Raw genomic sequence first — 12,058 nt, forward strand, 5'->3', positions numbered from 1 at the left:
TCCGGTTAGTGGGCGACGGCGGCGGCGCCGTGTTCGTCGATCAGTGCGCCGTTGTAGAAACGGTCCATGGAGAACGGCGCGGCCAGTGGGTGCATTTCGCCCTTGGCCAGGCTCGCGGCGAAGACGTTGCCCGAACCCGGGGTTGCCTTGAAGCCGCCAGTGCCCCAACCGCAGTTGAAGAACATGTTCTTGACCGGGGTCTTGGTGATGATCGGGCAAGCGTCCGGCGAGGTATCCACGATGCCGCCCCACTGGCGGTTCATGCGAACACGCGACAGGTTGGGGAACATTTCGACGATGGCCTGCAGGGTGTGCTCGATCACCGGGTACGAACCGCGCTGGCCGTAGCCGACCCAGCCGTCGATACCGGCACCGATCACCAGGTCGCCCTTGTCGGACTGGCTGATGTAGCCGTGTACGGCGTTGGACATGATCACGCTGTCGATGATCGGCTTGATCGGCTCGGACACCAGCGCTTGCAGCGGGTGCGATTCCAGCGGCAGGCGGAAGCCGGCCAGCTTGGCCATGTGCCCGGAGTTACCGGCGGTGACTACGCCGACGCGCTTGGCGCCGATGAAGCCTTTGTTGGTTTCCACACCGATGACCGCGCCGTTTTCCTTGCGGAAGCCGATCACTTCGGTTTGCTGGATCAGGTCAACGCCCAGGGCGTCGGCCGCACGGGCGAAGCCCCAGGCCACGGCGTCGTGACGGGCCACGCCACCACGGCGCTGTACGGTGGCGCCCAGGATCGGGTAGCGGGTGTTCTTCGAGCAGTCCAGGTACGGGATTTCTGCGGCAACCTGGGCGGTGTTCAGCAGCTCGCCATCCACGCCGTTCAGGCGGTTGGCGCTGACACGGCGCTCGGAGTCACGCATGTCTTGCAGGGTGTGGCACAGGTTGTACACACCACGCTGGGAGAACATGACGTTGTAGTTCAGGTCCTGGGACAGGCCTTCCCACAGCTTCATGGCGTGCTCGTACAGGTGCGCCGACTCGTCCCACAGGTAGTTGGAACGCACGATGGTGGTGTTACGGGCGGTGTTGCCGCCGCCCAGGTAGCCCTTCTCGATCACGGCGACGTTGGTGATGCCGTGCTCTTTGGCCAGGTAATAGGCCGTGGCCAGGCCATGGCCGCCACCGCCGACGATAACCACGTCGTACACCTTTTTAGGGGTGGGCGTGCGCCACATGCGCTGCCAGTTTTCGTGGTGGCTGAGGGAGTGTTTGAAAAGGCCGAAGCCCGAGTAGCGTTGCATGGTCGTTTACTCCACTCAGCGGTAAACAGGGAAGTCGGCGCACAGGGCAGCGACGTTCTTCGCCACATCGGCTTCGACGTCTGCGTCACCGAGGTTGTCGAGGATGTCGCAGATCCAGCCGGCCAGGGCCACGCACTGGGCAACCTTGAAGCCACGGGTGGTGACGGCCGGGGTGCCGATGCGCAGGCCCGAGGTGACGAACGGCGACTGCGGGTCGTTCGGCACGGCGTTCTTGTTGACGGTGATGTGCGCGCGGCCCAGGGCGGCGTCGGCGTCTTTGCCGGTGAGGCCCTGGCGAATCAGGCTGACCAGGAACAGGTGGTTGTCGGTACCACCGGACACCACGTCGTAGCCACGGTCGATGAACACTTGGGCCATGGCCTGGGCGTTTTCGATCACTTGTTGCTGGTAGGCCTTGAAGCCTGGCTCCAGCGCTTCCTTGAAGCACACGGCCTTGGCGGCGATCACGTGCATCAGCGGGCCGCCTTGGGCGCCCGGGAATACGGCGGCGTTCAGCTTTTTCTCGATCTCTTCGTTCGACTTGGCCAGGATCAGGCCGCCACGTGGGCCGCGCAGGGTCTTGTGGGTGGTGGTGGTCACCACGTCGGCGAACGGGATCGGGTTCGGGTACAGGCCAGCAGCAACCAGGCCGGCAACGTGGGCCATGTCGACGAACAGCAGCGCACCGACCTTGTCGGCGATGGCGCGGAAGCGTGGGAAGTCGAGGGTTTTGGAGTAGGCCGAGAAGCCGGCAACGATCATTTTCGGCTTGTGCTCGACGGCCAGGCGCTCGACTTCGTCGTAGTCGATCAGGCCGGTGTTGGTGTCGATGCCGTACTGAACAGCGTTGTACAGTTTGCCCGAGGACGACACTTTGGCGCCGTGGGTCAGGTGGCCGCCGTGGGCCAGGCTCATGCCGAGGATGGTGTCACCGGCCTGCAGCAGGGCCAGGTAGACGGCGCCGTTGGCAGACGAGCCAGAGTGCGGCTGGACGTTGGCATAGTCGGCGCCGAACAGCTGCTTGGCGCGCTCGATGGCCAGGGCTTCTACCTTGTCCACGTGCTCGCAGCCACCGTAGTAGCGCTTGCCTGGGTAGCCTTCGGCGTACTTGTTGGTCAGGCCGCTGCCTTGGGCCTGCATGACGCGCTTGCTGGTGTAGTTCTCCGAGGCGATCAGCTCGATGTGATCTTCCTGGCGCTGTTCTTCGGCATTCATCGCCGCCAGCAGTGCGTCGTCGTAACCCTGGATCTGGTCTTGCTTGCTGAACATCGTGTATCTCCCGGCAGCGATCGTTTTTTGTCGTGGGGCACTGTGGCCCTTTGTGGCGATGTTATGACTGGTCGGGGCGGGTCAGATGCCTGCGCACGCCTTGCAATGGCGCGTTTACGACATTCGTTGCGGCGTTGGCTTCTTCGCGGGCACGCCCGCTCCCACAGGAATTTGCACAGGCCCATGGTTCCTGGCCTGCGCGGTCCTTGTGGGAGCGGGCGTGCCCGCGAAGAGGCCGGTACAGACAGCACAGCCATCAGCCTATGCACCGCTTGTATAGGCAACTGCTGAATCGATGGTTTAGAGTGCTGTTCTGCGTCGTTCACAGGACCGTGTCATGACAGATAAGAGCCAACAATTCGCCAGCGACAACTATTCCGGCATCTGCCCCGAAGCCTGGGCAGCAATGGAAAAGGCCAACCACGGCCACGACCGCGCCTACGGCGACGACCAGTGGACCGAGCGCGCCTCGGAATACTTCCGCAACCTGTTCGAAACCGACTGCGAAGTGTTCTTCGCCTTCAACGGTACCGCTGCCAACTCCCTGGCCCTGGCCTCGCTGTGCCAGAGCTACCACAGCGTCATCTGCTCCGAGACCGCCCACGTCGAGACCGACGAATGCGGTGCGCCGGAGTTCTTCTCCAACGGTTCCAAGCTGCTGACGGCGGCCAGCGTCAACGGCAAGCTGACGCCGGAATCCATCCGCGAAGTGGCGCTCAAGCGCCAGGACATCCACTACCCAAAACCACGGGTGGTCACCATCACACAGGCCACCGAAGTAGGCACCGTTTATCGCCCAGATGAGCTCAGAGCGATCAGCGCCACCTGCAAGGAGCTGGGCCTCAACCTGCACATGGACGGCGCGCGCTTTACCAATGCCTGCGCGTTTCTCGGCTGCAGCCCGGCCGAACTGACCTGGAAGGCCGGTGTAGATGTGCTGTGCTTTGGCGGCACCAAGAACGGCATGGCCGTGGGTGAGGCGATCCTGTTCTTCAACCGCCAGCTGGCCGAAGACTTCGACTACCGCTGCAAGCAGGCCGGGCAACTGGCCTCGAAGATGCGCTTCCTGTCGGCACCGTGGGTGGGCCTGCTGGAAGATGGCGCCTGGTTGCGCCATGGCAATCACGCCAACCATTGCGCGCAGTTGCTGGCGTCGTTGGTGAGTGACTTGCCGGGTGTGGAACTGATGTTCCCGGTGGAGGCCAACGGGGTGTTCCTGCAAATGCCGGAGCCTGCGATTGAAGCACTGCGGGGCAAGGGGTGGCGGTTCTATACCTTTATTGGTAGCGGTGGTGCGCGGTTCATGTGCTCGTGGGATACCGAGGAAGAGCGGGTGCGTGAGCTGGCTGCGGATATCCGCAGCATCATCACCGCCTGACAGACCGCATTCGCGGGCATGCCCGCTCCCACAGGATTACAGCGCCTTCAAACGCTGTGCAGTACCTGTGGGAGCGGGCAAGCCCGCGAAGAAGCCAACACCGATCTAGAGTTTGAACCCACCCATCTGCCGAGCCAGGTCATCCGCCAAGCCGCGCAACGCCTGGCATTCTTCCCGACATCCCTGCACTTCGGCCGCCGTCTCCCGCGCCAAGTCGGAAATCCCCTGCACTGTCCGGTTGATTTCCTCAGTCACCGCTGACTGCTCTTCCGTCGCCGTAGCCACCTGATGGTTCATGTCGCTGATGTGCTCCACCTGATCGGTAATCGCGCCCAGCGACGCCCCGGTGCGCTGGCTCGATTCCACGCCACTGCCAGTCGCCTGCTGCCCCGCCTGCATCGAGCTCACCGCCGAACCCGCGCCCTGCTTCAGGCGCTGGATCATCTGCTGCACTTCATCGGTGGACAGCTGTGTACGCCGGGCCAACGTACGCACCTCATCGGCCACCACGGCAAACCCACGCCCCATCTCCCCTGCCCTTGCGGCCTCGATGGCAGCGTTCAACGCCAGCAAATTGGTTTGTTCAGAAATGCTACGGATTACCGCGAGCACTTCATCGATCGAGGCGACTTCATCGGCCAACTGGCTGACGGCATCAGCGGCCTTGCCGATGTCGCCCGACATGCCCTCGACACCACGAATCGAGCGTTGCACCACCTCACGCGCCTGCAAGGCCTCGTCCCGTGCCGACTGCGAGGCCTGCGCCGCATCACCGGCATTGCGGGCTATGTCCTGCACGGTCAGGCCCATCTCGTGTACAGCGGTGGCGACCATCTCGGTCATTTCCTGCTGCCGTCCGGAACGCTCGGCGGTGTTGTCCACCACCTGAGTCACCTGCTCAACCGCCCGGTGCAGGCGCTCGGAAGTTTGCAACACCTCACCAATCAGGCTGCGCTGGCTGTCGAGGAAGCGGTTGAAGCCACGGGCCAGGTCACCCAGTTCGTCCTGGCGCGTGTCATCCAGACGATGACTGAGGTCGCCCCCACCACTGCCGATTTGCACCAGTGCAGCGGTAACGCGGCGGATCGGCCGCACCAGACCACGCGCCAGTAGCACCACCAACAGCAGCGACACCAACGCTACAGCACCACCGATAAGACTGGTCAGCCAGACGGCCTGGTGCATTTGCGCGTAGATTTCCGACTCTGGCACTTCGGCCACCAGGGTCCAGTTGAGGTCGCGCAGGGGCAAACCAAGCGCCAGGTAGCGTTCGCCGTCACGGCTGAAGCGGCTGCTGCGCAGACCTTCGCTTCCCGTCATGACACCCTTGGCTGCGTCCGCGCCAAGCTGCTCGGCAAGTTGGCGCTTGCCACTGAAGGCAGCGTCCGGATGCACCTGGATCAAGCCGTCGTTACGCACCAGAAATACTTTGCCGTGTTCGCCGAAACTGAAGTCGTGAATCAGCTTCGACAGCTCGGTCATGCGCAGGCCCATGCCGGCCACGCCCACCAATTGGCCCTGCTTTTCCACGCGATAGTCGATGAACAGCGCCAGCTCGCCAGTGGCACCATCGATGTCGATGTTGATGAACCGCTCGGCGCCGCTGTCGATGTAGCCGTAAAACCATTTGTCCTTGGGGTTGCTGCGGCTGAGGGTGCGGTCCAGGCCATTCTCGTTGTAATAGTGGCCGGTTTCGGTCGAGGCAAACAGGGTGGTGAAAGCCTTGTTGCGCTGCTTGGCGGCGGCCAGGTATTCGATGAATTGCGGGGCCTGGGCGGGGTCTTCGCCAGCAGCCAGCCAGTCGCGCAGCAGGGTGTTGCCGGCAATGTCTGCAGCAGCTACCAGCGGCTGGCCGAGCATGCGCTCGATGTCATTGCGGATGGCCTCGATGCTGGCCGGCAGCGCAGTGTCGACCAGGTAGCGATCGGTGAGGCGATTGAGCGCCACGGTGAAAATGATGACCACCACCAGGATGCTGGCCAGCAGGGCGGCGCCCATGCTGGTGATCAACTGCCACTGGATGCTTTTACGCCAGATACGCATGCCCCTACTCCCCGCACATTATTGTTTTGCGAGAAGTGTATACACTTGCGTATCCAGTTAATCCAGTGATCTAGAACAACAACACAGATCCTGTGGGAGCGGGCGTGCCCGCGAAGAACACGACGCGGTGTCTGGCACCGGCTGCGCCGGTGTTCGCGGGCGCGCCCGCTCCCACAGGGGGCTCGGCATCAAGCCGTCATTGCTCGGCAATGGTCCGCACGATGGCGTCCACCGTGGCGTCGATCTGCGCCTGGGTACGTGCCAGGGTTTGCTGGTGTTCTTTCTGCAGTTCAACCTGCCTGGAGCACAGGTTAAGGGCAGCCAGCACCAGCAGTTTGTCACCGATCAGGGTCGGGTACTGACGCTTGGTCTCGTTCAGGGCGGTGTTGAGCATCCGCACCGCCTGAGCCAGGGTTTCTTCCTGGCCCTCTGGCGCCTTGATCGAATAGTCGATGCCGAGAATCGACACGACATTGACCGGCTGCTCGTGCAATCTCATGCGCCGACAGCGCTGGCGCGCTCAACCAGGGCTTGCAGGCGGGCGGCGGTGCTGCCGTTCTTCTCTTCCTGCTCCATCAGCGACAGCTGCAGGGTTTCGTTCTCTTCCTTGGCCTGTGCCAATTGCGTGCCGAGGGTAGCGTTCTGCTCGGTGAGTTGAGCGTTTTTCTGCATCAGGTCGCTGACCAGTTGCTCGATTTGATTCAGGGAAGCTTCCAGCATGGGTCTATCTCAGGTTGTTGCGAGGGGCGCACACGATAAAGAAAAGTGCCGCCCATCGCCATTAAATATCGGATTCATAAGGTGTCGAACCCGCAGATTGACAGGGTAACGGCCCCCTTGTTCCGACCTGCGTCAACCGCCGGTCAGGAAAAGGTTAGCCACCTCACAATTTTCAACGGTCGCACTCAAGACTGGCCAGTCACGACCGATAGCCCGGCAAGTCACGTTTCGTCGCACTGTGCGCACCTTATTTCCCCTTGCCTGGACCCTCCTCTCCATGTCTCTACGCAACATGAACATCGCCCCGCGCGCGCTGCTGGGCTTCGCCCTGATCGGCCTGCTGATGCTTGGCCTTGGTGTCTTCTCGCTGATACAGATGGGCAACATCCGCCAGGCCGGCGTGGCTATCGAGCAGGTCAGCGTGCCCAGCATCAAGATCCTCGACGAGCTCACCGCGCTGAACCTGCGCATGCGCACCCTCTCCTACCGCCTGCTGCTCAACCGCGAGCCGGACACCCAGCGCGACACCCTCAACCTGCTGGACCAGCGCAACAGCCAGATAGACCGCGCACGCCAGGCCTACCTGCCCATGATCGGCGCCGCCGACGAACAGGCCGCGTTCGACCAGTATGGCCAGTTGCTCAACCAGTACCGCCAGCTGGAGTCACGCATGCGCACCCTGAGCCAGGCCGACCGCCTGGACGAGCTGCGCGACCTGCTGAACCGCGATCTGCTGGCCAACTCCGAGCAGATCAACAAGGTCATGGACACCCTGGTGCGCATCAACACGGACCAGACCCGCGCCACCAACGAGAAGGCTGCCAACCAGTACGCTGCGGCCTTCGCCCTGGTGATCGGCCTGCTGGTGGCCGCTACCGTGCTGACCTTCGCCTGCGCCTTCCTGCTGACCCGCAGCATCGTCAAGCCGATCGAAGAAGCGCTCAAGAGCGCCGAACAGGTCGCCGACGGTGACCTGACCCACATCATCCGCGCCGAAGGCACCGACGAAGCCGCCCGCCTGCTGCGCGCCATGGCCCGCATGCAGGACAAGCTGCGCGACACCCTGCAGCAGATTGCCGGCTCGGCCACGCAGCTGGCCTCGGCAGCCGAAGAGCTGAATGCCGTCACCGACGAAAGTGCCCGTGGCTTGCAACAGCAGAACAACGAGATTGAACAGGCCGCCACAGCCGTTACTGAAATGACCAGCGCTGTCGAAGAAGTGGCGCGCAATGCCGTGAGCACTTCTGAAGCGTCCAGTGAGGCCAGCCGCTCCACCGGCGACGGTCGTGACCTGGTGATGGAGACCGTGGGGGCCATCGAGCGCATGAGCGGTGATGTGCAAGCCACTGCCAAACTGATTATCCACCTGGCCGAACAGTCGCGTGACATCGGCAAGGTACTCGACGTGATCCGTGGCCTGGCCGACCAGACCAACCTGCTGGCACTGAACGCCGCCATCGAAGCAGCGCGTGCCGGTGAGGCGGGCCGTGGTTTTGCTGTGGTGGCCGATGAAGTGCGTGCACTGGCCCATCGCACCCAGCAGTCGACCAGCGAAATCGAGCGCATGATCGGCAGCATCCAGGGCGGTACGGAAGAAGCGGTGGAGTCGATGCGCACCAGCACCGAACGCGCCGAATCCACCCTGAACATCGCCCGTGGTGCGGGCATGGCGCTGGATACCATTGCCGGGGCGGTGGCGCAGATCAACGAGCGTAACCTGGTGATTGCCAGCGCGGCGGAAGAACAGGCGCAGGTGGCACGAGAAGTGGACCGCAACCTGGTGAACATCAATGACCTGTCGGTGCAGAGTGCTACCGGGGCGCATCAGACCAGTGCGGCGAGTGCTGAGCTGTCGCGCCTTGCCGTGGACCTGAATGGGTTGGTGGCACGCTTCCGTACCTGATCTGAATGACTTGGGGCCGCTATGCGGCCCTGATCTGTTCAACGCTTTTGATGGGGCTCGAAGACCTGCTGGCGATAGGGCCAACGAAGGGCGAGAACTCGGCCTCTGCCAGATCCATCACGGAGAGGCCATAGCCGCCTCCCTTAAGCTTATTGTTCAGGGACTTGGCAGTCGAAACTCCTTTCACCCCAACCTTCACAAGGCCTGCGGCAGCGACCAACTCAGTACTACCAGGTACGCCGTAAGAAACCAGCTTACTTCCAACGAGGGCCGTCCACTTCGCTGTTTCAGACAATACTTTTAGCCTGCTCGGGCCAGACCAGGCAGCTTTGATCCGCGAGCCTAACCATAAAGCGTTTTTTAACAACGTAAGAATACTGAACGCCCCGCTTGGGTCATGCCTGTTGATCGGATCGCCCAGGCAATAGGCATAAGCACTGATGCCACCCTTGGAAAATGGGCTCAGATGGTCTGCAGATAAGAATCGCCTTAACGCTGGGCGATATACTCTTCTGCCGTTGCCGAGCAAGTAATTACCAGTGAACCGATCTTGGAACTCTCCATTGAATACGAGCAATGACTCAGGTCTGCCAGGCTGTAGGCCGTAAGGATCGTACCGCACTGGGCTCAATATATTCACAGCAATCGAAGCGCGCGGCATCATACAGATCCTCTAAGTGGTCTGAAGTGAAGTTACTTAACTTTCAGATACTCTGGAACTGACATATCTGCTAGCTCTCCGATAGCGCCGAGGGCCGCTTCGCAGCCCCAGCATCCCTTAATCAGTAATCGATCCGCACATCCCCTTTCGGCACACTGCAGCACGACAGGATGTAACCCTCGGCTTCGTCCTCTTCGGTAATGCCGCCGTTGTGCTCCATCTCCACCTCACCGCCCAGCTTGAGCACCTTGCAGGTGCCGCAAATGCCCATGCCGCAGGCTTTCGGGATCATCAAGCCAACCTTGGCCGCCGCCGCATGCACGGTCTCGCCCGGGGCAACGCGGATGCTCTTCTCGCTGCCGATGAACTCCACCAGATTGAGGTCGGAAACATCCAGCTCCGGTGCATCGGCCGCCTGCTCGGCGTGCTCCACTGCATCGGCCTTGGCCTCGGCCGGTGTCGCGCCGAACGACTCCTCGTGGTAGTTCTTCATGTCGAAGCCGACCGCTTCGAGCATGCGCTTGACCGCCGTCATGTAGGGCGTCGGGCCGCAGCAGAACACCACGCGGTCCATGTAATCCGGGGCAATCAGCTCCATCAGGCGCTGGTTCAGGTAACCGCGATACCCCGCCCACGGCTCGCCCAGGCCATGCTTCTCGCAAATGATGTGCAGGCTGAAGTTGGGGATGCGTGACGCCATCTGCTCCAGTTCGCGGTGGTAGATGATGTCCTTCGGCGAGCGGGCGCTGTGTACGAACACCATGTCGACGTTGGCGTTGGTGTCGTAGAACCAGCGCGCCATCGACATGACCGGGGTAATGCCCACGCCACCCGACAGGTACAACACCTTGCCTGCCGGGAAGTCGATGGCGTTGAACAACCCCACCGGCCCGTGCACCGGCAGCTCGGCACCTTCATGCATGGTGTCGTGCAGGAAGTTGGACACCAGCCCGCCCGGCACGCGCTTGACGGTGATCGAGAAGCTGTAGGGCACCGACGGCGAACTGGAGATGGTGTAGGAACGCATCACCGGCTTGCCTTCGATCTCCAGCTCCAGGGTGACGAACTGCCCGGGTTTGAAGAAGAACATGATCGGCTGATCGGCCATGAAGCAGAAGGTGCGCACGTCCCAGGTCTCCTGGATGACCTTGACGCAGCGCACGATGTGGCGGCCGTTGGCCCAGGTCTGGGTGGTGACCGGATTGAGGAAGGTATCGGACATGTTCATCTCCAGCAGCCGACTATTGGGCTTTTTATGGCTTGGATAATGCGCAAGCCGAAGGCGATGCACATTCCTGCCAGCGACATCGGCGTGCTTATCGCGACCAGCCCCGCGCTACAAGGGCTGTGGCGTCGTTATTCACATCGGCCATGTCGCCCATGGATACGGTTCGCGGCGGCTTCGGACGCACACTCCACGGCAAATAAACAAGCTGTTTCTTGAAGACAGCCTTGCGGCACCACAACAACGATTAGCCACCTTTTGCCGGCCGCACACGGCCCCGAGGAATACACGATGGACGTCACCGCAACCCTGAGCCTGGGCGATCCACTGGAACCTGCACGCAAGGCTACCGCCGAGATGCTGCAGACCCGCGAGCGCACCTACTCGCTGCCCCAGCCTTTCTACACCGACGAGCGTCTGTTCCAGATCGACATGCAGGAGATCTTTCAGAAAGAATGGCTGATCGCCGGCATGACTTGCGAAATTCCGGCAAAAGGCAACTACATCACCCTGCAGATCGGCAACAACCCGATCCTGGTGGTGCGTGGCGCCGAAGGTAAGGTGCACGCCTTCCACAACGTCTGCCGCCACCGCGGCTCGCGCCTGTGCGTCAGCGACAAAGGCAAGGTGGCCAAGCTGGTGTGCCATTACCACCAGTGGACCTACGAGCTGGACGGCCGCCTGCTGTTCGCCGGCACCGAAATGGGCGCCGACTTCGACATGAAGCAGTACGGCCTGAAGCCGGTGAACGTGAAGGTGGCCGGCGGCTACATCTTCATCAGCCTGGCGGAAAACCCGCCTGCCATCGACGAGTTCCTGGCCACCCTGGAACACTACATGGAACCGTACGACATGGAGAACACCAAGGTGGCGGTGCAAACCACCTTGATGGAAAAGGCCAACTGGAAGCTGGTGCTGGAAAACAACCGCGAGTGCTACCACTGCAGCGGTTCGCACCCGGAGCTGCTGCAAACCCTGCTGGAGTGGGACGACACCAACGACCCGCGCGCCAGCCAGGAATTCAAGGACCACGTGGCCGCCTCGGCCGCCGCCTGGGAAGCCGAGAAAATCCCGTACCTGCACAAGAGCCACGGCCTGCGTAACCGCATCGTGCGCATGCCGCTGCTCAAGGGCACCGTGTCGATGACCATGGACGGCAAGCAGGCCTGCCAGAAGCTGATGGGCCGCATCAAGAACCCCGACCTGGGCTCGATGCGCATCCTGCACCTGCCGCACTCGTGGAACCACTGCATGGGCGACCACATGATCGTGTTCACCGTGTGGCCGATCAGCGCTCAAGAGACCATGGTCACCACCAAGTGGCTGGTGCACAAGGACGCCGTGGAAGGTGTGGACTACGACCCGGAGCGTATGCGCAAGGTGTGGGACGCCACCAACGACCAGGACCGCCGTTTGGCGGAAGAGAATCAGCGTGGGATCAACTCCACAGCGTACCAGCCTGGGCCTTATTCGAAGACGTATGAATTTGGCGTGGTGAACTTCATTGACTGGTACAGCGGGCGGATGCTGAACAACCTGGGGGCTGAGCCGGCGCCTTACCTGAAGGAAGTGCTGGCGCAGTAGACCATCATCGGTGACCTGG

General features: G+C 62.0%; 10 protein-coding genes and 1 pseudogene. 3 read left to right on the forward strand and 8 right to left on the reverse strand.

The genetic code is table 11. The features are described from left to right. Positions 1-5: 5 nt before the first annotated feature. Together N436_RS18940 and N436_RS18945 are read right to left on the reverse strand one after the other, a co-directional pair. A complete protein-coding gene (locus tag N436_RS18940; protein WP_003255680.1) occupies positions 6-1,256 on the reverse strand; it encodes a sarcosine oxidase subunit beta family protein in 1,251 nt (416 codons plus the stop codon). 15 nt (positions 1,257-1,271) lie between these two features. Further along, the gene (locus tag N436_RS18945; RefSeq protein WP_003255681.1) at positions 1,272-2,525 is read right to left on the reverse strand and encodes a serine hydroxymethyltransferase; all 1,254 of its coding nucleotides are present in this window, start codon (positions 2,523-2,525) and stop codon (positions 1,272-1,274) included. 337 nt (positions 2,526-2,862) lie between these two features. Between N436_RS18945 and N436_RS18955 the strand changes: the two genes are divergently transcribed. After that, a complete protein-coding gene (locus N436_RS18955) occupies positions 2,863-3,903 on the forward strand; it encodes a low specificity L-threonine aldolase (RefSeq protein ID WP_105947338.1) in 1,041 nt (346 codons plus the stop codon). Positions 3,904-4,008: 105 nt separating this feature from the next. On the opposite strand, the gene N436_RS29000 is transcribed toward N436_RS18955, so the two are convergent. The 4 genes and pseudogenes from N436_RS29000 to N436_RS18975 form a co-directional block, all read right to left on the reverse strand. Continuing rightward, entirely contained in the window at positions 4,009-4,746 is a 738-nt protein-coding gene (locus N436_RS29000; protein ID WP_371920920.1) for a methyl-accepting chemotaxis protein, read from the reverse strand. Between the two features lie 126 nt (positions 4,747-4,872). Next, positions 4,873-5,946: pseudogene (gene mcpH, locus N436_RS29005) on the reverse strand (methyl-accepting chemotaxis protein McpH); the annotation flags it as partial. Positions 5,947-6,142: 196 nt separating this feature from the next. Next, a complete protein-coding gene (locus N436_RS18970) occupies positions 6,143-6,445 on the reverse strand; it encodes a cell division protein ZapA (RefSeq protein WP_060499136.1) in 303 nt (100 codons plus the stop codon). Further along, positions 6,442-6,666, reverse strand: a complete 225-nt coding sequence (locus N436_RS18975) for a hypothetical protein (RefSeq protein WP_060499137.1) — start codon at positions 6,664-6,666, stop codon at positions 6,442-6,444. Before N436_RS18975 ends, N436_RS18970 begins: the two co-directional genes overlap by 4 nt. Positions 6,667-6,943: 277 nt before the next feature. Between N436_RS18975 and N436_RS18980 the strand changes: the two genes are divergently transcribed. Further along, a complete protein-coding gene (locus tag N436_RS18980) occupies positions 6,944-8,569 on the forward strand; it encodes a methyl-accepting chemotaxis protein (RefSeq protein WP_110741718.1) in 1,626 nt (541 codons plus the stop codon). Positions 8,570-8,588: 19 nt separating this feature from the next. Here the strand turns inward: N436_RS18980 and N436_RS18985 are convergent, their stop codons facing one another. Together N436_RS18985 and gbcB are read right to left on the reverse strand one after the other, a co-directional pair. Beyond that, positions 8,589-9,233, reverse strand: a complete 645-nt coding sequence (locus tag N436_RS18985; protein ID WP_371920918.1) for an RHS repeat-associated core domain-containing protein — start codon at positions 9,231-9,233, stop codon at positions 8,589-8,591. A 118-nt stretch (positions 9,234-9,351) separates the two neighbouring features. Then, entirely contained in the window at positions 9,352-10,452 is a 1,101-nt protein-coding gene (gene gbcB, locus N436_RS18990; RefSeq protein ID WP_105947343.1) for a glycine-betaine demethylase subunit GbcB, read from the reverse strand. 294 nt (positions 10,453-10,746) lie between these two features. Here gbcB and gbcA point away from each other — a divergent pair, with 294 nt between their 5' ends. After that, positions 10,747-12,039, forward strand: a complete 1,293-nt coding sequence (gene gbcA / locus N436_RS19000; RefSeq protein WP_110741720.1) for a glycine-betaine demethylase subunit GbcA — start codon at positions 10,747-10,749, stop codon at positions 12,037-12,039. Positions 12,040-12,058: the final 19 nt, after the last annotated feature.

Source organism: Pseudomonas sp. RV120224-01b (assembly GCF_003208145.1).
Classification (GTDB): domain Bacteria; phylum Pseudomonadota; class Gammaproteobacteria; order Pseudomonadales; family Pseudomonadaceae; genus Aquipseudomonas; species Aquipseudomonas monteilii.

What these genes read in the sequence shown, in the direction of transcription:
- N436_RS18940 (WP_003255680.1), bottom strand. Translation starts at nt 1,256, where the DNA reads ATGCAACGCTACTCGGGCTTCGGCCTTTTCAAACACTCCCTCAGCCAC.
- N436_RS18945 (WP_003255681.1), bottom strand. Translation starts at nt 2,525, where the DNA reads ATGTTCAGCAAGCAAGACCAGATCCAGGGTTACGACGACGCACTGCTG.
- N436_RS18955 (WP_105947338.1), top strand. Translation starts at nt 2,863, where the DNA reads ATGACAGATAAGAGCCAACAATTCGCCAGCGACAACTATTCCGGCATC.
- N436_RS29000 (WP_371920920.1), bottom strand. Translation starts at nt 4,746, where the DNA reads ATGACCGAGATGGTCGCCACCGCTGTACACGAGATGGGCCTGACCGTG.
- N436_RS18970 (WP_060499136.1), bottom strand. Translation starts at nt 6,445, where the DNA reads ATGAGATTGCACGAGCAGCCGGTCAATGTCGTGTCGATTCTCGGCATC.
- N436_RS18975 (WP_060499137.1), bottom strand. Translation starts at nt 6,666, where the DNA reads ATGCTGGAAGCTTCCCTGAATCAAATCGAGCAACTGGTCAGCGACCTG.
- N436_RS18980 (WP_110741718.1), top strand. Translation starts at nt 6,944, where the DNA reads ATGTCTCTACGCAACATGAACATCGCCCCGCGCGCGCTGCTGGGCTTC.
- N436_RS18985 (WP_371920918.1), bottom strand. Translation starts at nt 9,233, where the DNA reads ATGATGCCGCGCGCTTCGATTGCTGTGAATATATTGAGCCCAGTGCGG.
- gbcB (WP_105947343.1), bottom strand. Translation starts at nt 10,452, where the DNA reads ATGTCCGATACCTTCCTCAATCCGGTCACCACCCAGACCTGGGCCAAC.
- gbcA (WP_110741720.1), top strand. Translation starts at nt 10,747, where the DNA reads ATGGACGTCACCGCAACCCTGAGCCTGGGCGATCCACTGGAACCTGCA.